Raw genomic sequence first — 17,459 nt, forward strand, 5'->3', positions numbered from 1 at the left:
GGACTTTTGCGGCGAGGACTTGCGGATAGAGCGTTCGGAATCGACTTGCGGTCACAGGCTCCGGCCCGGAACGCGGCCCCGCGAGGGGCCCGCGCCCGTGGCGCCTCAGGCGCCCTTCTCAGGCAGGTTGAGGCGGATGTGAAGCTCGCGCAACTGCTTCGGCGTCGCCTCGGCCGGGGCCCCCATCATGAGATCCTCGGCGCGCTGGTTCATGGGGAACAGCACGACCTCGCGCAGGTTCTGCTCGCCGCAGAGCAGCATCACGATGCGGTCGATCCCCGGCGCGATGCCGCCGTGCGGGGGCGCGCCGAGCTTGAGCGCGTTGAGCATGCCGCCGAATTTTTCCTCGAGCACCTCGACGCCGTAGCCGGCGATTCCGAAGGCCTTCTCCATCACGTCCGGACGATGGTTGCGGATCGCGCCAGACGACAGCTCGGTGCCGTTGCAGACGATGTCGTACTGGAACGCCTTGATGTTCAGGATGGTCTCGGCATCCGCCGGGTCGAGGGCGAGGAACGCCTCCCGGTCGAAGTTCGGCATCGAGAACGGGTTGTGCGAGAAGTCGATCCGCTTCTCGTCCTCGTTCCACTCGTACATCGGGAAGTCGGTGATCCAGCAGAACGCGTACTGGTCCTTGTCCGACAGGCCGAGCTCGTCGCCGATGCGGATGCGGGCCTTGCCGGCGAGGGCGGCCGCCTTGGCCTCGGTGCCGGCGGAGAAGAACACCGCGTCGCCGGCCTGCGTGCCGGTCTTCTCGCGGATGAGGGCCTGGACCTCGGCCGGAATGAACTTGGCGATCGGGCCCTTGCCGGTCAGCGTGCCGTCGACCTCCTCGAAGACGATGTAGCCGAGGCCCGGCGCCCCCTCGGCGCGGGCGAAATCGTTGAGCTTGTCAAAGAACGAGCGCGGTTGGGCGGCGGCCCCCGTCGCGGGGATCGCCCGGACCACGCCGCCGGACGCGATCACGCCCTTGAAGGCCTTGAACGCGACCTCTTCGCGGGCGAACTCCGCCGTCACGTCCGCGATGACGAGCGGGTTGCGCAGGTCCGGCTTGTCGACGCCGTATTTCAGCATCGCCTCGGCGTAGGGGATGCGCGGGAAGGTCCCGGTGACGCGCTTGCCCTCGGCGAATTCCTCGAAGACGCTGCGCAGGACCGGCTCCACCGCCTGGAACACGTCTTCCTGCGTGACGAAGCTCATCTCGATGTCGAGCTGGTAGAACTCGCCGGGCGAGCGGTCGGCGCGGGCATCCTCGTCGCGAAAACACGGGGCGATCTGGAAGTAGCGGTCGAAGCCCGCGATCATCGTCAGCTGCTTGAACTGCTGCGGGGCCTGCGGCAGGGCGTAGAACTTGCCCGGATGCACGCGGGACGGCACGAGGTAGTCGCGCGCGCCCTCCGGGCTGGAGGCGGTGAGGATCGGCGTCTGGAACTCGAAGAAGCCGCCGTCGCGCATCCGGCGGCGCAGGCTGTCGATGATCGCCCCGCGCTTCATGATGTTGGCGTGCAGCTTCTCGCGGCGCAGATCGAGGAAGCGGTACTTGAGCCGCGTCTCCTCCGGGTAATCGTGGTCGCCGAAGACCGGCATCGGCAGTTCGCCCGCCGGCCCGAGCACCTCGAGGTCGTCGATATAGACCTCCACCGTGCCGGTGGGCAGGTCGGGGTTCTCGGTGCCGGCGGGGCGGGTGCGGACCCGGCCGTCGATGCGGATGACCCATTCCGAGCGCGCCGCGTTTGCGGCCTGGAAGGCCTTCGAGTCCGAATCCACCACGCATTGCGTCAGGCCGTAATGGTCGCGCAGATCGATGAACAGCACGCCGCCATGGTCGCGGATGCGGTGGCACCAGCCGGAGAGGCGGACGCTCTCGCCGACGTCGGACGGACGGAGCGCCCCGCAGGTATGGGTCCGGTAACGGTGCATGGCGGGCTGGGACATAGCGGGCTGGGGCCTGGCGGGCTCTCGGGATTGAGCGGCGCACCATTCACGGGAGGGGTGCGAAGTCAAGGCGAGGCGGCGCGCGCGGGACATGCGCGAAGGGCGCCGGAAGGGCTTTCGCGGCCTCGCGACGGCGCCGCGAAACACTTCCGGAAACGCCCGTCCGTCCCCATATCAGGCCTATGAATTCCAACGCTTTTTTCGACATTCTGAGGCAGGCGGCCACGGATGCGTCCGAGCCCGCTTGCCGCACCGGGATGAGCGAGCGGCAGGAGGGCCGATGGCGCGTCCTGCCCCTCGAAGGCACCTTCGAGATCGCCTACGAGGATTCGCGCGGAGCCTGGAGCACCCGGCGGGTCGAGGCGCGCGAACTGAAGCTCGGACCGGGCCGGACCCTGCTCGGGGGGATCGATCGGGCGCGCGGCGGCTATCGGGGTTTTCGCGCCGACCGCATCCGCCGCCTCACCGATCCGGGCAGCGCCACGCGGATCGAGGCCGGCATCCTCGACTGGCTCCTCGCCCGAGCGGAGACGCAGCGCCGGGAGCGCGCAGCCCTGCGCAGGTCCCTGGCTCGGGCCGACCGCAAGCGGATGCCGAACCCCGTCGCGGCCTGAGAAACCCGCCCCGGGGACAGGCACGGGGTTTCCGGGGACTGGATTTCCGGGGACTTGCGCCGGCATCCCTCGCCTGGGGCGAGAACCTTCGGTATAGCCGATTCATGGATCTGATCGCTACCACGCCGGCCCTGGCCGAGGCCTGCACCCGCCTCTCCGCGCATCCCTTCGTGACCGTCGACACGGAGTTCATGCGCGAGACCACCTACTATCCCAAGCTCTGCCTGATCCAGATGGCGGCGCCGGACGGGTCGGGCGTGCTCGTGGACCCCCTGGCTCCCGACCTCGACCTCGCGCCGTTCTTCGCGCTGATGGCGGACGAGGGCGTGGTCAAGGTGTTCCACTCCGCCCGCCAGGACCTCGAGATCATCTGGCTCCTGGGCGGGCTGCTGCCGCAGCCGTTCTTCGACACCCAGGTCGCCGCGATGGTCTGCGGCTACGGCGATTCGGTTTCCTACGAGCAGCTGGTCAACGACGTCGCCAAGGCCAAGGTCGACAAATCCTCGCGCTTCACCGACTGGTCGCGCCGGCCCCTCTCCGACGCGCAGCTCAGCTACGCCCTGTCCGACGTGACGCATCTCGTGAAGGTCTACGAGGTGCTGGCCGGACAGCTTCTCTCCACCGATCGCGGCGAGTGGCTCGACGAGGAGATGAACGTCCTGACCTCGCCGGAGACCTACAGGGCCGATCCCGGCTCGGCCTGGCGCCGCCTGGCGGGGCGGATGCGCAAGCCCCGCGAGATCGCCGTGCTGATGGAGGTCGCCGCCTGGCGCGAGCGCGAGGCGCAGAGCCGCAACGTGCCGCGCGGGCGCATCCTCAAGGACGAGGCGGTCATCGACGTGGCGACCTCGGCCCCGCGCAGCGTCGAGGCGCTGGGCCGCCTGCGCTCGATCCCGGCGGGCTTCGAGCGCTCGCGCACCGGCACCGACATCCTCGCGGCGGTGGAGCGGGGCTTCGCCCGCGACCTCTCCGACATCGCGCCGCCCGAACGCAGCCGCAGCCGCGGCGGCAACGGCGCCCTCGTCGAGTTGCTCAAGGTCCTGCTCAAGGCCGTGTGCGAGACGGAAGGGGTGGCCCCGAAGATCATCGCCACGGTGGACGACCTCGAGGCCATCGCGGAGGACGACGCGGCCGACGTGCCGGTGCTGCACGGCTGGCGCCGCACCCTGTTCGGCGAGAAGGCGCTCGCCCTCAAGAGCGGACGCCTCGCCCTCTCGGCCGAACGCGGGCGCGTGGTGGTGCGCGAACTGGTCTGATCGGAGAGGCGCACCCGTGGAACTGAAGTGGCTGGAGGACTTCCTCAGCCTCGCCCAGACCCGGAGCTTCTCGCGCTCGGCGGAGGCGCGCCACGTCACCCAGTCGGCCTTCAGCCGGCGCATCCGCGCCCTGGAACTCTGGCTCGGCGTCGACCTCGTCGACCGCAGCACCTACCCGACCACGCTGACGCCGGAGGGCCGTCGCTTCCGCGACACCGCCGAGGAGAGCGTGCGGGTGCTCCTCGGCGCCCGGGCGGATCTGCGCTCGGGCCTCGACTCCGCCGAACCCCTGGTGCGGATCGCCGGGCTCCACACCCTGGCGCTGACCTTCTTTCCGGCCTGGTTCCGGGCCATCGCCGCCCGGACCGGCCCGATCGGGACGCGGCTCCTGCCGGCCGACTTCCACGATTGCCTCCAGGCCCTGGTGGAGGGAGGATCGGATTTCCTCCTGACCTTCCATCACCCCGGCGTGCCGATCCCCCTCGACCCGGAGATCTACCCGCACCGGGTCGTGGGCGCGGACGCCCTGGTGCCCGTGCTGAGCCCGGACCTGCGCGCAGGCGACGCGGGCGGGCCGGTCACGCGGCTGGTCTATGGCCGCGACTCCTTCCTCGGGCGCGTCAGCCTGTTCGCGCAGGCCGAACCGGGCCGGCCGCTGGGGCCCGTGGCGCATGCCAACCCGATGGCCGAGGCCCTGAGATGCATGGCCCTGGAAGGGCATGGCCTCGCCTTCGTGCCCCGCAGCCTGGTGGTCCGCGACCTGGCCGAAGGCCGCCTCGTCGAGGCGGGAGCGGAGCTTCCGCTGGAAATCCGGCTCTACCGCAACGGCGCGAAGGCGCATGGCCCGAGAGCGCGCGCGGCCGTCGCGGCGATCTGGTCGGCCGCCGGCCTCGGGTATTCCGAACCCGCATAGGGCGTTCCAAGACGGCATTGGCCCCGGGGCCCGGATCGACGCATGCCTGCCGCAGCGAGAGCGCGGGAGGGTTGCGGTGACGGGAACGACGGTGCTGGGCGTGCTCGGCGGCATGGGGCCGATGGCGACGGTGGATTTCCTGAAGAAGCTCGTGGAGGCCACGCCGGCCGCGCGCGATCAGGACCATCTCGGCGTCATGGTCGCGCAGGCCTCCGACATCCCCGACCGGACCAGCGCGATCCTCGGCCGGGGACCGGATCCGCTGCCGGCGATGACGACCGCCCTGCGCCGGCTCGAAGCGGCCGGCGCGACCCGCATCGCAATGCCCTGCAACACCGCCCACCACTGGCACGGCGCACTCCAGGCCCTGACGCCCGTGCCGATCCTGCACATCGTCGACGCGGTGGCCGAGGCCCTCGCCCGCAAGGGGATCGGGGGCGGATCGATCGGCCTGCTCGCCACGGACGGCACCCTGCTGTCCGGGATCTACCCGCAGCGTCTGGCCCGGTTCGGATTCACCTGCCGCACCCCCGAGGACCAAAGCTCGGTGATGCGGGCGATCCGCCGCGTCAAGGCGGGCGCCTGCGCGGAAGCGCGGGATCTCCTGCGGGCGCAGGCCGAAGCCCTCGTCGCGAGCGGGTGCCGGCAGGTGGTGCTGGCCTGCACCGAGATCCCGGTCGCCCTGGCCGAACCGCCCGTGCCTCTGCGCCCGCTGCTCCTCGACGCGACGCAGGCCCTGGCACGGGCCTGCGTGGCGTCCGCCATCGAGCCGGCAAGCCGGGCGGCATAGAACCGTCCGGCGGTCGGCCCGCGTCGGTCGGCCCGCGTCAGTTGGCCTTGGCGTTGACGTCGAGCCGGTCGAGCAGGGCCGCCGGGGTCGGGGCCGCGCCGAATTCAAGCATGCCGATGCCGGTGCCGTTCTTGGGCCGCAGGCTGAGCGAGAGGGTGCCGGGCTTGGTCACGAACTGGCCCATGGCCGCGCCGATCGCCTTGGCGCCCACCGAATTGCCGAGGATGGCGGGCACGCCGAAGACGCTCGCGGTGACGTATTCCTGCTTCAGCTCCTCGGGCTTGAGGCTGAGCACCTTCGATTGCGCGGCGATGAAGCGGTCGAACAGGCCGGTATTCTCGATGGTGAGATCCAGCGCCTTGGCGGTGGCCGAGAGCATGGCGAAGCTCGAGATGGTCACGTCCGGGTTGAACACCTCCGGGCCGATGCCGCCGATCATGCCGTTGAGGCGCACGCTGCCCATGTCCTTGCCCGAGACCGAGACCTCGCCGAGCTTCAGCTCGCGGGTGGCCTCGTTCCAGGAGGTGTCGGCCACCAGGGCGAGGTCGAGGTCGCTGTAGCCGTAGAGACCGAGCGAACCGAGCCCCGGCACGCCCGCCACCGCCGAGGCCGGCAGGGTCAGGCCCGACAGGCTGAGGCGCCCGGCGGTCGGCACACCGTCCCGAGGGGCGGCGAAGTTCATCGAGCCGTCGCGCAGGCCGACATGCGTCGGCGCGGCCGGCGCCTTCGGGTCGGCCGGGTCGCGCGGGCCCTGCGGCTCGGCGGGAAGGTCGAGGCTGAGATCCTTCAGGGCCAGGGTACCGAGGGACGGCGTCAGCAGGCGCAAATCGGCATCCGAGGGCGCGGTCGTCAGGGCGGCGAGCTTGCGCAGGGCCGCGATGGTCGGGCTCAGGGAGAAGCCGCCGAGGGAGAGGCGGGCGAGGTGGGCCTTGGCGCCGTCGCTGCCCGAAAACGTGATGTCGTCGAGCGCGGCGCCCGCGCTCGTCAGCCCCATCCGGGCGATGCCGAGGCGGAACCCGTCGCGGGGCTTGGCCTCCTGGACGATGAGGCCGGTGGCCTCCAGGGTGCCGATCGAGACCGCCTCGGCGAGGTCGGCGCCCAGGGTCATCAGGCGGGAGCGCTCGGCGGGTGTGACCGTGTCGTAGTCGACGCCCGTGAAGGCCTGGAGCGCCCCGGTCCAGGTCGCCGGGATCTGGCGCCCGCTGAGGTCGTGCCCCTCGATCCGCGCGATGGTGACGGCGGTGCCGCGCGCATCGACATAGGCGACGTCCTCGGCGGAGAAGCCGGCATAGACCCGCTGCAGGGCGCTCTTGCCGTCGCCCGGCTCGCCGTAGAGGCGCGCCAGCACGGCGAGGTCGAGATCCGTCGCCCGCAGGCGGCCATAGGTGCCCGTTCCCCTCTGCGGGCCAGCCGCGACGAGGATCGAGGCGCCCGTGGCGGTCAGCTCGGCGATGCGTCCGGCGCGGACGTCGCGGGCCACCACGTCGCGGTAGACGACCACCGGATTCGACGCGGCGGGGCCGGTGCGCTCCACCCGCAATTCGGGGATCGCGAGGCTCGCGGCGTCGAGCCGGACGAGGCGCGCCGGCCAGGCCTCGCCGGGGCCGGATGTCAGCAGCGCCGCGAGCTCGTCCTTCGAGAGGCGCGTGCCGCTCGCGGTGATGCGGGGCGCCCGCAGCACCGTGTCGCCGAAGGTCAGCGTCACGTCCTGCAGGGTCACGTCCTGCACCGCCGAGGCCGCCTCCTGGGCCTGGACCGGGCGGGGCTGCACGGCGAGGCCCGCTCCGAGGAGGACGAGGACGCAGGCCGAGGCGCCGGTCGCCCACGCGCGGAGGGGGCGGCCTTTGGAGCAGGTCATGGGCTTATCCGGATGGCTGACGGGAGAGCGCTGTCGGGCGAGGACTGTCGGACGAAGGGGCTCATCCGTGCCGCAGTTTCACGCGCGTGGCAATCACGGTGCCGGGCCCCCGCGACCCACCCCGATCGCTCACAGCGAGAACGAGGTTCCGCAGCCACAGGAGGCGGTGGCCTGGGGGTTCTCGATCTTGAAGGACTGCCCGATGAGGTCGTTCACGAAATCGATGGTGGAGCCGCTCATGTATTCGAGCGACATCGGATCGACGAGGACGGTGGCCCCGTCGCGCTCGATCGCGACGTCGTCGTCGGCCCGTGCGCGCGTGATGTCGAAGGCGTAGGAGAAGCCCGAGCAACCGCCGCCGTTCACGCTGATGCGCAGGGAGGCGCCGGGGGGCTCGGCCCCCATGATCTCGTTGATGCGCTTGGCGGCGCGGGGCGTCAGGGTGATGTCGGCCATCGTGCTGCTCTTCGATCCGTCGATTGCCTTAGGTCCGCCGGCGGCCGGGATATCGCGGCGGGATATCGCGGAGCGTCGATTGCCGGGACCACTCCGGAACACAAGATATGCGTCGGGACGGGATGCCGCAACGCGGCGGGCGCCAGGGGAGCGGGACATCGGTGAGCAGGGCAGGGGGCGGGAGCCGATGACGCGAGCGGGGCAGGGGGCCGGGGAGCGGCCGCGCGGGGAGCGCTGGCGGGCGCCCTACGCCACCGATCCGGCGCTAACCCGCGGGCGCCTGATCCCGGAGGCGGTCTCGCCGACGCGCAGCGACTTCCAGCGCGACCGCGACCGCATCATCCATTCCTCGGCCTTCCGGCGGCTCAAGCACAAGACCCAGGTCTTCGTCCACCACGAGGGCGACCACTACCGGACGCGGCTCACCCACACCCTGGAGGTGAGCCAGATCGCCCGGGCGCTGGCCCGGGCGCTGGGGCTCGACGAGGATCTGGCGGAGGCGCTGGCCCTCAGCCACGACCTCGGCCACACCTGCTTCGGACACACGGGGGAGGACACCCTCGACGCCTGCATGGCGACCCACGGCGGATTCGATCACAACGCCCAGGCCCTGCGCATCGTCACCCGGCTGGAGCGGCGCTACGCCGGCTTCGACGGGCTCAACCTCGCCTGGGAGACGCTGGAAGGCCTCGTCAAGCACAACGGCCCGCTGCTGGAGCCCGATGGCCGCCCGACCCCGCGCTGGGCAGAGCGCGGCATCCCGGCGGCGATCCTCGAATACGACGCCCTCAACGGCCTCGAACTCGCGCGCTTCGCCGGCCCCGAGGCGCAGGCCGCGGCGCTCGCCGACGACATCGCCTATGACAGCCACGACCTCGACGACGGCCTGCGCGCCGGCCTGTTCGATCTCGCGGACCTCACCGAGGTCCCCTTCCTGCGCGACGTGCTCGACGAGATCGACCGCCACTACCCGAATCTGGAGGCGTCGCGAAGGATTCACGAGCTGGCGCGCCGCGTCATCACCCGGTTCGTGGAGGACGTGATCGCGGAGAGCACCCGGCGCATCGCGGTGCTGAACCCCGACTCGGTGGCCGATATCCGGGCGGCGAAGGCACCCGTGATCGCGTTCTCCGACGCAATCGCGCGGGCCGATGCCGAGATCAAGACCTTCCTGTTCGCCCGGATGTATCGCCACCCCGGCGTGCTCGCCGTTCGGGCCAAGGCCAACGTCATCGTGGCCGACCTGTTCGCCCGGTTCACGGCCGAGCCCGGCGCGATGCCGGAGGAATGGTCGGCGGGACTGGAGGGCGCGGAGGCGGGCCGCGTCGCCCGCCGGGTCGCCGACTACATCGCCGGAATGACCGACACCTACGCGGCGCTCGCCCACAAGCGCCTGTTCGCGACGACGCCGGACCTGCACTGGAGCCCGAACAGCCGGGGCCTGCCCTTGACCGAGCCGTAGGCCGGCCGGGTCAGAGCGTCAGTCCCTCGTGGAACAGGTCGGGGGAGATCGGCAGCATGAACTGCACGCCGATGCCGCCCTCGAAGTAGCGCACCACCCGGCCCGGGGTGCGCCCGACCATCACGCTCACGCCGAGCGGCGGTGTCGTCGCGGTCGAGAGGGCGACGCCCGACATCGAGATGTCGATGATGCGGGCGGCGACCTCGCGGCCGCTCTCGAGGCGCAGGACGATGGCCGTGACATGGGGCGTGAGGCGCTCGTGGGTCCGGCCCTCGGGCAGCCCGAGACTGTCGCGGTTGGCGAGCCACGTCAGCTGCGAGGCGATCTTGTCGCGCTTGCGCGGCGTGGCGATGAGCCGGACGGCGAACCCCCCCGGCAGAAGGCGCGCGATGGTCCCCTCGATCCGACCGATCTGCTCGAGGTAGAGGACCACGCGCTCCTCGAGTTCACCGAGGACGGCGCAGGTGAGGCGAACGCCACCGGGGGACATGTCGACGGTCTGACACGGGTATTCCCGCCGGTCCGACAGCATGTAGCGCCCGAGCATCGAGACCTTGACGCGCTGGTGCCGGCGTAGATCCGACGCCCGCCCCTCCCGGTGCGGCCTTGGGGCGGAACGTGCGATGGCCTCGATCATGGAGTGGGGTCGTCTCGTCTCAAGGCTTCATTCGCTCGCAGACATAGCCCAGCGGGGTTACGAAAGTTTTGCCCGCGCGCCTCCGGAATCGCGGATAAGTTGAGCGGGCGTGTCCGGAAGGCACGCCGTTTCAGACCCGGCCGCCCGGATGGACGAGAAGGTGGCCGCGCCGGAGGGGCACGGTGTCGTTGGCCGGCTCCGGCAGGTCGCGCAGGGTCGCCTCGGCGTCGCGGGGGGCGGATTCGTGACCGAGGATGCGCATGGAGGTCGTCTGCAGCCGCGTCACCGGCCGAATCCCCAGCCATTGCGGCACGCAGGCCGGGCTGAGGGCCCCGAGGACGCGCGACTGGGTCTCGCCATGGTGGCGGAGCGGCAGCAGGAGCAGTTCGAGGTCGACCACCTCCGCCCGCTCCGTGGTGCCGCGCAATCCCGCCACGACGCCCACCGTATCGAGGGCCACGGCCTCGACCAGCCGCCACGGATCGGCCTCGGGAGCCCCCCAGAGCTCCGCGAAGGAGCGTCCCCTCAACTCGCGCCCGAACAGGGCGCAGACATGGGTTCCGGCCAAGCGGACCGAGGCGGCCGAGCGGCGCATGTCGATCTCGAGGATCAGGCTGTCGGCCAGGAGATTGCGGATCTCGCCGGGCTCGATCTCGCTGCGCTCGGGCGCGGCGCGCGCGCGGCGCAGCCGATCCCAGTAGCTGTGGAGCATGCGGCTGGTCGGATGCTTCATGGTGTCCCACATTGGCACGGCCCGTCGCCGGACCGTCTCGAATTCGGACCCCCGGCGTGGCCCTGGCCACCCGCGAAGGGCGTTGGTCGGATTCGGGGCACAGCCTATGCCGCCCGCCCTTTCCGCGCGCCGTTAAGTTTCCGTCAAGGTTAACACGGCGGGTGGGTTGTCCACCGCCAAGTTTTCACATCGTCCCGGCGGCCCTGGCTTCTCGGGAGGACGCGCGGCTCCGCCCGCTCCTGCGTTGCGGGCCGAGCCGGGGATGCGTGGCTTTTTTCGTGTGCCCGGTGGATTTCGCGCCGGCCGGGGGGTTGCCGCCCCGCACCCGGCGCCGACATGGTGCCGCGATGGATGCCACCCCCGACCTGCCGCCGCAGAACCGCGTTCCGATCTTCAACATGCCGGGCGTGGTCACGGCGTCGATCGGGGTGCTCGTGGGCCTCCACGCCCTGCGGGCATTCGTGCTGCCCGACACCTGGGACATCACCGCCCTCATCGAACTCGCGCTGATCCCGGGGCGCTGGAGCGTGGCCCTCGATCCCGCCCGCGCCGAGGCTCTGCTCAAGGCAGCCGCGACCCTGGCGGGCGATCCCGACGTCGTCGAGGCGCGCCAGGCCTTCGCCCGCTACGTGGTGGCCGAGCCCGCCGCGAAGCCCTGGACCTTCGCGACCTATGCGCTGCTGCACGGCTCGTGGATGCATGTCCTCTTCAACACCGTCTGGCTCGCCGCCTTCGGCTCGCCGGTGGCCAGGCGCTACGGACCCTGGCGCTACGGCCTCATCGCCCTCGTGGGCGCGGTGGCGGGCGCCATCCTGCACGTGCTCCTGGATCCGTTGAGCACCGCCCCCCTGATCGGCGCCTCGGCCGGCGTCTCGGCCCTGATGGCGGCGGCCGCGCGCTTCGTGTTCCGTCCGCCCCCCGTCCATGCCGGAGGCCAGCCCTGGCAGGTGCCCGCCGCCCCGCCGCTCCAGACGATCCCGGAACTGATGCGCAACCGCACGGCGGTGATGTTCCTCGCGATCTGGCTCGTGACCAACTTCCTGTTCGGGATCATCGCCCTGCCTCTGGGCGCGGAGACGGCCTCGGTCGCCTGGGACGCGCATCTCGGGGGCTTCGTCGCCGGCTTCTTCCTGCTGCCGCTGATCGATCGCCATCGGCGCTGAGCGGCCGGCGCCTCCGGTCAGGGCCCGAATTCTGAATTATCTTGCGTTCCGCACGCCTTAGATCGGCGAGATCTTGCCATGCGGGCGCGGGCGCCACAGTATCGCCACAGACCGAGCCGGGCACCCCGCCGCGATGGGCCGCCCGGTTCGACGTGCGAACACCAAGGGAAGGACAAGCCTATGACCGTTGCTCGCATCCTCGCCGAGAAGGGCCGCTCCGTCGTCACGGTGGAGCCCCAGCGGACCCTCGACGAGGCCATCCACCTCCTAGCCGAGAAGCGCATCGGCGCCGTCGTCGTCAGCGATGCGGACGGCGCGGTGCTCGGCATCCTGTCCGAGCGCGACATCATGCGGGCCCTCGCCGCCAAGGGCGGCAACGCCCTCGACGCGCTGGTCTCCGAGCACATGACCGCCCAGGTCACCACCTGCACCCGCGCGTCCAGCATCGAGGAGGTGATGCACCTCATGACCGACGGCCGCTTCCGCCACGTGCCCGTGGTCGAGGACGAGCGCCTGGCCGGCCTCATCTCGATCGGCGACGTGGTCAAGCGCCGGATCGAGGCCGTCGAGGCCGAGCACCAGGCGATGCGCGACTACATCACCATGGCCTGACCGCATCGGCCTGAAGCCCCGATCCGACCCCGGGCTTCAGGTCCGCGCGGCCGCCGCCGCCACGAGGCCGCGGATCTGCGGCAGGGCGGCGCGGGCCGCCTCGCGGCCGAGGGCGATGCCCTCCGCCGCGCGGTGGAACTCGAACAGACCCATCTCCGCCAGGCGCGGCACGATGGCGATGTCGGGCGGGTCGCCGGCGAGGCGCGCCCGCGAGATCCGGTCCTGCGTGATGTTGAAGGCGTCGAGCATCACCCGCGCCATGCCCGGCGTGGCGAGGCCGTTCGGGCCCGGCTCCGGGGCCGGCGCGCGCCGGCCCGGGCGGCGCAGGATCCAGCGCCGGGGCCGGCGGGCGGCGGGCGAGGCCGCCGGCTCGGCCGTGATCCGTGCGGGTGGCGCGGCCTCGCGCAGGCCGCCGGGGCGCGGATCGCCGTTGAGGTTGACGCAGATCACGAGATCGGCGCCGAGCGCCCGGGCGATCGTCACCGGGACGGGGTTGACCAGGGTCCCGTCCAGGAGGAGACGCCCGCCGCAGCGCACCGGCGGAAAGATGCCCGGCAGGGCGTAGGAGGCGCGCAGGGCCTCCACCAGGCAGCCGCGGGTGAGCCAGACCTCCTCGCCGCTGTGCAGGTCCGTGGCGACGCTGGCGAAGCGGACCGGCAATCCCTCGATGCGGCGGTCGGCCAGGTCGTGCTGCAGGCGCCGCTTCAGCCGGTCGCCGGCGATCAGGCCGGAGCGGAGCCGGAGGTCGAGGAGGCCCATGACGCTGCGCCGGGTCAGCGACAGGGCGAAGCTCTTGAGCAGGCCGAGCTGGCCCGCCGCGTAGCAGCCGCCCACCACCGCGCCGATGGAGCAGCCTGCCACGACGGCCGGATGGATGCCGGCCTCCTCCAGCACCTCGATCACTCCGATCTGCGACCAGCCCCGGGCCGAGCCGCCGCCGAGCGCGAGGCCGATGCGGGGGCCGGGCGCCTGCGGCAGGGTCACGGGCTCGACGGCGCCCGCGGGGAAGCGCGCGCGCGACGGCGCGACCTGCCGGACCTCGACCTGGGATGTGCGCCCCGGTGACAGGCCGTCCCACATCACCGACACGGAGAAGGGCCGGGACGACGCGGGCGTCGCTCGTGATGCGGGATCGGGCGGAGCGGGAATCCCGCCGGACACGTCCGCATCGCGCGGGCCTCAGGCATCGGCGGGATGCAGGGTCGCCCGCCCGGTCGACGGGTCGAGATCGACGCGTCGATAGAAGCAGGCCCGCCGCCCGGTGTGGCAGCAGCCGCCATCGCCCCCGACCGCGACGCGGATGAGGATGGCATCCTGGTCGCAATCGACCCGCATCTCGACGACGCGCTGGATCTGCCCGCTGGTGGCCCCCTTGTGCCAGAGCTCGCCCCGGGAACGCGACCAGTACCAGGCCTCGCCGGTCTCGAGCGTGCGCGCGAGCGATTCGGCGTTCATGTGGGCGAGCATGAGAACGCGCCCGTCGACCGCGTCGACGGCGATGCAGGAGACGAGGCCGTGCGCATCGAAGCGGGGCGTGAAGAGCGCCCCTTCCTCGACCTCGGCCCGGCTGCCCGGCTCGGGGAAGGCGGTCGTCAAAGGGCCGGTCTCACGACTTGTTGCGCACGAGGGTCAGGAAGCGGACCTGCTCGTTGGCGTCGTTCCGGAAGGCGCCCCGGAACTGGGTCGTGATGGTGGAGACGCCGGCCTTCTGCACGCCGCGCATCGCCATGCAGAGATGCTCGGCCTCCACCATCACGGCGATGCCGCGCGGCTTCAGGATGCTCTCGATCACGTCGGCGATCTGCGCCGTCATCGTCTCCTGGGTCTGGAGGCGGCGGGCGAAGGTGTCGACCACGCGGGCGAGCTTCGAGAGGCCGACCACGCCCTTGGTCGGGTAGTAGGCGATGTGCGCCAGGCCCATGAACGGCACCATGTGGTGCTCGCAATGGGAGTAGAACGGGATGTCGCGCACCAGCACGATGTCCGAGTAGCCCTCGACCTCCTCGAAGACCCGCTCGAGCAGCGCGTCGGCATCCTGGCCGTAGCCGCCGAAGATCTGGCCGTAGGCCTTGACCACGCGGGCGGGCGTGTCGCGCAGGCCCTCGCGGCTCGGGTCGTCCCCGGCCCAGCGCAGGAGCGTGCGCACGGCGGCCTCGGCCTCCTCGCGGCTCGGACGGCCGGTGGCGATGGCGTCGGGCACGCGCTGGGCGGAGGCGGGCAGGGGCGCGATCTCGGGCGCGATCTCCGGACCGTGCCCGGCCGCCGGGGCGGCCGGCACGGGCGCCTGGGCGTTGTCGTTGCGCATCGCGCCGAGGGCGCCGTTCTGTCGAGTCGTGTCCATCCCGGAATCCTCCGTCTCGGTCAGGCGGTAGGAGAGGGACTTGAGCGCGGCATCCATGGCATCTTCCGCCCGGGCGATCCGGGTCGTCATCGGGTGGCTGTCAGGCTTTGCGTACATCGTCGAACCATGGGGCCGTGGGGGATCGGCCGATGCCCGGACGGTGCCGTCTGCCGTGGCGCGACCCTGGCCGTGGGCGCGGCACGGGTCGACGAGCCGCCTCCTCGCGAAACGGTGCGTCGGCGCCTATATCGTCGTTATCGCGCCGTCGCGCAATGCGGGCCGCGCGGATCGGACCTCCGGGATCGGAAGCCGGCCACCCTTCCGGTGTTCCGGCCGGCCTCGGCGGCTCGCGAAGCAGGATCTCAGGCGGAACGCACTCCCATGCTCGACGACATCTACAACCGCCGCATCCTCGAACTGGCCGCCGACATCCCGCGCCTCGGACGCCTGGCCGCCCCGGATGCCAGCGCCACGGCGCATTCGAAGCTCTGCGGCTCCACCGTCACGGTGGATCTCGCGGTGGCGGACGGCACGGTGACCGACTTCGCCCATACGGTGAAGGCCTGCGCCCTGGGGCAGGCCTCGTCCTCGCTGATGGCCCGGCACGTGGTCGGCGCCAGCGCCGGGGAGTTGCGCGAGGTGCGCGCCGCGATGCGGCGGATGCTCAAGGAGAACGGACCGGCGCCCTCGGGCACGTGGGCGGATCTGGCCGTGCTGGAGCCGGTGCGCGACTTCAAGGCCCGCCACGCCTCGACGCTCCTGACCTTCGACGCGGTGGTGGAGGCCCTCGACCGGATCGAGGCGGGCGCGGTGGCGGCCGAGTAGGGTCGTGATCCGACGCGTCGCCCACGGGGCGATTCGCGCCTACCAGCTCACCCTGTCGAGCCTGATCGGCCGCCAGTGCCGGCACTGGCCCTCCTGCTCGACCTACACCGACGAGGCGATCCAGCGGCACGGTCTCTGGGCGGGCGGCTGGATCGGGTTTTCGCGGATCTGCCGCTGCGGCCCCCTCGGCACCCACGGCATCGACCTCGTGCCCGAGGCGCTGCCGGCCCGGGCCCGATGGTTTCGTCCCTGGCTCTACGGACGCTGGCGCGGCGTGAATGCCCCACCCTCGCCGTTCGCGTGCGAGGTGGTCGGGGAGGGCGCCCTGCCTAGATCGGGGCCGCGGAGATCCACTTCAGGAACACCAGCGTCCCCGTCACCGTGAGCGCGCCGCCGATGCGGGTGGCGATCTGGGCGAAGGGCATCAGCGACATCCGGTTGGCGGCGGTGAGGATGGCGACGTCGCCGGTGCCGCCCTGGCCGCTGTGGCAGGCGTTCACGATGGCGGCTTCGATCGGGTACATTCCGAGGCGGCGCCCGACGACGTAGCCCGTCGCCATCAGGGTGACGACGGTCGCCACGATGGTGATGAGGTTCGGGATCGTGAAGGCCGCCACCAGCTTGTCCCAGGGCGTCAGCGAGACGCCGATCGCGAAGAGCAGCGGGTAGGTCATGCCGACCTGCACGAACTTGTAGACGATGAAGCCGCCGGCCTGGAGCCGGGGCGAGACCGCGCTGGCGAGCTTGGCCAGCACCGCCAGGAACAGCATGGCCACGGGCGCGGGCAGGCCGGTGAGATGGTGGCACATCACGCCGAGCAGGTAGAGCGTCACCGCCGTCAGGCCGGCCGCCGCCACGGTGGCGGCGTCGATCGGGCCGGTCTCCACGGGCGTTCCCGCCTCCATGTCGTTCTCGGTGTCGGGCTGCAGGCGGCCCTCGCCGGTGAGGTGCGGGCGGCGCTTGCCGACCCAGTTCAGGGTGCCGGCCAGGATGATCGCCGTGAGGCTGCCCAGCATCACCGGCGGCAGCACCTGGGCGAAGACGTCGCCCTGCGGGATTCCGAGGATCGCCCCGTAGCCGATGGAGAGGGGAATCGCGCCCTCGCCCACGCCGCCGGCCATGATCGGCACGACGATGAAGAAGTAGGTGTGGTGCGCGCCGAGCCCGAGCAGCGTGCCCACCAGAGTGCCGACGCAGCCGGCCGCGAGTGAACCGAGCCCGAGGGGGACGAAGATCTTGAGGAAGCCCTTGATCAGCACCGCCCGGTCCATGCCCAGGATGCTGCCGACGATGATCGCCGCGATGTAGAGGTAGAGGAAGTTGGTGAACTTGGTGAAATCCGTGATCGCCTTGACGATCGGACCCGGGATCAGCGCGTAGTAGACCAGGGCCGAGGGGATGAAGGTGGCGAAGATCGCCCCCGCCCCGATCTGGCGCAGGACCGGCAGGCGCTTGCCGATCTCCGCGCAGGTGAAGCCGCCGAGCACCAGGACGGCGATCATCGTCGGCGCGTCCGAGCGGATCTCGCCCTCGGAGGTCAGCACCCAGAGCAGCGCCACCAGGATGAGATAGACCGGCAGGGGGATGATGCCGATCTGGATGTCCACGAGCCGCCACCAGCCGTGGGGCCAGAACCGTCGCGGCTGGCCCCGCGCTCCCGGAGCGTGGGCGCCGGGAACGGGGACACCGGGAACATGGGCCGTCGTGGTGATCGCGATGCCCTCGGGGTGCGCCGTCTGGACTGGGCTCGGCATGTCTTCTTCTCCCGGCGAAAGCCCTTGTGCCCCGAGGGGCCGGCTCTTGTTCTGATTTGGTGGATGTTTTCTTGGTTCTGGCCGTGCAGCGCGCAAGGCCATCCACAGCA

18 protein-coding genes are annotated in these 17,459 nt (G+C 71.5%); 9 read left to right on the forward strand and 9 right to left on the reverse strand.

Annotated elements, in window-relative coordinates; genetic code table 11:
• Nucleotides 1-105: 105 nt before the first annotated feature.
• Complete coding sequence (gene aspS / locus MKK54_RS17935) at nucleotides 106-1,920, reverse strand: aspartate--tRNA ligase (RefSeq protein ID WP_244012724.1); 1,815 nt, start codon at nucleotides 1,918-1,920, stop codon at nucleotides 106-108.
• A 272-nt stretch (nucleotides 1,921-2,192) separates the two neighbouring features.
• Between aspS and MKK54_RS17940 the strand changes: the two genes are divergently transcribed.
• From MKK54_RS17940 to MKK54_RS17955, 4 genes are all read left to right on the forward strand, one after another.
• Nucleotides 2,193-2,549 carry a hypothetical protein gene (locus MKK54_RS17940; RefSeq protein WP_244012648.1) on the forward strand — a complete coding sequence of 119 codons (357 nt, stop codon included), beginning with the start codon at nucleotides 2,193-2,195 and terminating at the stop codon, nucleotides 2,547-2,549.
• Between the two features lie 104 nt (nucleotides 2,550-2,653).
• A complete protein-coding gene (rnd, locus tag MKK54_RS17945; RefSeq protein ID WP_244012649.1) occupies nucleotides 2,654-3,805 on the forward strand; it encodes a ribonuclease D in 1,152 nt (383 codons plus the stop codon).
• Between the two features lie 16 nt (nucleotides 3,806-3,821).
• A complete protein-coding gene (locus tag MKK54_RS17950; RefSeq protein WP_244012651.1) occupies nucleotides 3,822-4,718 on the forward strand; it encodes a LysR family transcriptional regulator in 897 nt (298 codons plus the stop codon).
• A 76-nt stretch (nucleotides 4,719-4,794) separates the two neighbouring features.
• On the forward strand, nucleotides 4,795-5,508 hold the full coding sequence (locus MKK54_RS17955; RefSeq protein WP_313898396.1) for an amino acid racemase: 714 nt from the start codon (nucleotides 4,795-4,797) through the stop codon (nucleotides 5,506-5,508).
• Between the two features lie 37 nt (nucleotides 5,509-5,545).
• Here the strand turns inward: MKK54_RS17955 and MKK54_RS17960 are convergent, their stop codons facing one another.
• Nucleotides 5,546-7,366, reverse strand: coding sequence for a hypothetical protein (locus tag MKK54_RS17960; protein ID WP_244012653.1), 1,821 nt, complete (start codon nucleotides 7,364-7,366; stop codon nucleotides 5,546-5,548).
• A 129-nt stretch (nucleotides 7,367-7,495) separates the two neighbouring features.
• The gene (gene erpA, locus MKK54_RS17965) at nucleotides 7,496-7,822 is read right to left on the reverse strand and encodes an iron-sulfur cluster insertion protein ErpA (RefSeq protein WP_244012656.1); all 327 of its coding nucleotides are present in this window, start codon (nucleotides 7,820-7,822) and stop codon (nucleotides 7,496-7,498) included.
• 187 nt (nucleotides 7,823-8,009) lie between these two features.
• Here erpA and MKK54_RS17970 point away from each other — a divergent pair, with 187 nt between their 5' ends.
• Nucleotides 8,010-9,284 carry a deoxyguanosinetriphosphate triphosphohydrolase gene (locus MKK54_RS17970; RefSeq protein ID WP_244012659.1) on the forward strand — a complete coding sequence of 425 codons (1,275 nt, stop codon included), beginning with the start codon at nucleotides 8,010-8,012 and terminating at the stop codon, nucleotides 9,282-9,284.
• Nucleotides 9,285-9,294: 10 nt separating this feature from the next.
• On the opposite strand, the gene MKK54_RS17975 is transcribed toward MKK54_RS17970, so the two are convergent.
• Both MKK54_RS17975 and MKK54_RS17980 read right to left on the reverse strand, forming a co-directional pair.
• On the reverse strand, nucleotides 9,295-9,921 hold the full coding sequence (locus MKK54_RS17975) for a PilZ domain-containing protein (protein ID WP_244012661.1): 627 nt from the start codon (nucleotides 9,919-9,921) through the stop codon (nucleotides 9,295-9,297).
• Between the two features lie 130 nt (nucleotides 9,922-10,051).
• On the reverse strand, nucleotides 10,052-10,654 hold the full coding sequence (locus tag MKK54_RS17980) for a PAS domain-containing protein (RefSeq protein WP_244012663.1): 603 nt from the start codon (nucleotides 10,652-10,654) through the stop codon (nucleotides 10,052-10,054).
• A 347-nt stretch (nucleotides 10,655-11,001) separates the two neighbouring features.
• Here MKK54_RS17980 and MKK54_RS17985 point away from each other — a divergent pair, with 347 nt between their 5' ends.
• Nucleotides 11,002-11,817, forward strand: coding sequence for a rhomboid family intramembrane serine protease (locus tag MKK54_RS17985; RefSeq protein ID WP_244012665.1), 816 nt, complete (start codon nucleotides 11,002-11,004; stop codon nucleotides 11,815-11,817).
• A 180-nt stretch (nucleotides 11,818-11,997) separates the two neighbouring features.
• Entirely contained in the window at nucleotides 11,998-12,429 is a 432-nt protein-coding gene (locus tag MKK54_RS17990) for a CBS domain-containing protein (RefSeq protein ID WP_244012667.1), read from the forward strand.
• Between the two features lie 36 nt (nucleotides 12,430-12,465).
• On the opposite strand, the gene MKK54_RS17995 is transcribed toward MKK54_RS17990, so the two are convergent.
• From MKK54_RS17995 to folE, 3 genes are all read right to left on the reverse strand, one after another.
• A complete protein-coding gene (locus MKK54_RS17995; protein ID WP_409564205.1) occupies nucleotides 12,466-13,512 on the reverse strand; it encodes a patatin-like phospholipase family protein in 1,047 nt (348 codons plus the stop codon).
• A gap of 96 nt (nucleotides 13,513-13,608) precedes the next feature.
• On the reverse strand, nucleotides 13,609-14,025 hold the full coding sequence (gene hisI / locus MKK54_RS18000) for a phosphoribosyl-AMP cyclohydrolase (protein ID WP_244012669.1): 417 nt from the start codon (nucleotides 14,023-14,025) through the stop codon (nucleotides 13,609-13,611).
• Nucleotides 14,026-14,035: 10 nt separating this feature from the next.
• Complete coding sequence (gene folE / locus MKK54_RS18005) at nucleotides 14,036-14,887, reverse strand: GTP cyclohydrolase I FolE (RefSeq protein ID WP_244012672.1); 852 nt, start codon at nucleotides 14,885-14,887, stop codon at nucleotides 14,036-14,038.
• A gap of 264 nt (nucleotides 14,888-15,151) precedes the next feature.
• On the opposite strand from folE, the gene MKK54_RS18010 reads away from it, so the two are divergent.
• Both MKK54_RS18010 and yidD read left to right on the forward strand, forming a co-directional pair.
• A complete protein-coding gene (locus MKK54_RS18010) occupies nucleotides 15,152-15,595 on the forward strand; it encodes an iron-sulfur cluster assembly scaffold protein (protein ID WP_244012674.1) in 444 nt (147 codons plus the stop codon).
• A gap of 4 nt (nucleotides 15,596-15,599) precedes the next feature.
• Nucleotides 15,600-15,980: a membrane protein insertion efficiency factor YidD gene (gene yidD, locus MKK54_RS18015; protein WP_244012676.1), complete on the forward strand. Its 381-nt coding sequence runs from the start codon at nucleotides 15,600-15,602 to the stop codon at nucleotides 15,978-15,980.
• On the opposite strand, the gene MKK54_RS18020 is transcribed toward yidD, so the two are convergent.
• Nucleotides 15,925-17,349 carry a 2-hydroxycarboxylate transporter family protein gene (locus MKK54_RS18020; protein WP_244012678.1) on the reverse strand — a complete coding sequence of 475 codons (1,425 nt, stop codon included), beginning with the start codon at nucleotides 17,347-17,349 and terminating at the stop codon, nucleotides 15,925-15,927. The two genes, yidD and MKK54_RS18020, sit on opposite strands and share 56 nt — an antisense overlap.
• Between the last annotated feature and the right edge of the window lie 110 nt (nucleotides 17,350-17,459).

The sequence above is a fragment of the Methylobacterium sp. J-068 genome (genome assembly GCF_022829445.1).
Classification (GTDB): Bacteria; Pseudomonadota; Alphaproteobacteria; order Rhizobiales; family Beijerinckiaceae; genus Methylobacterium.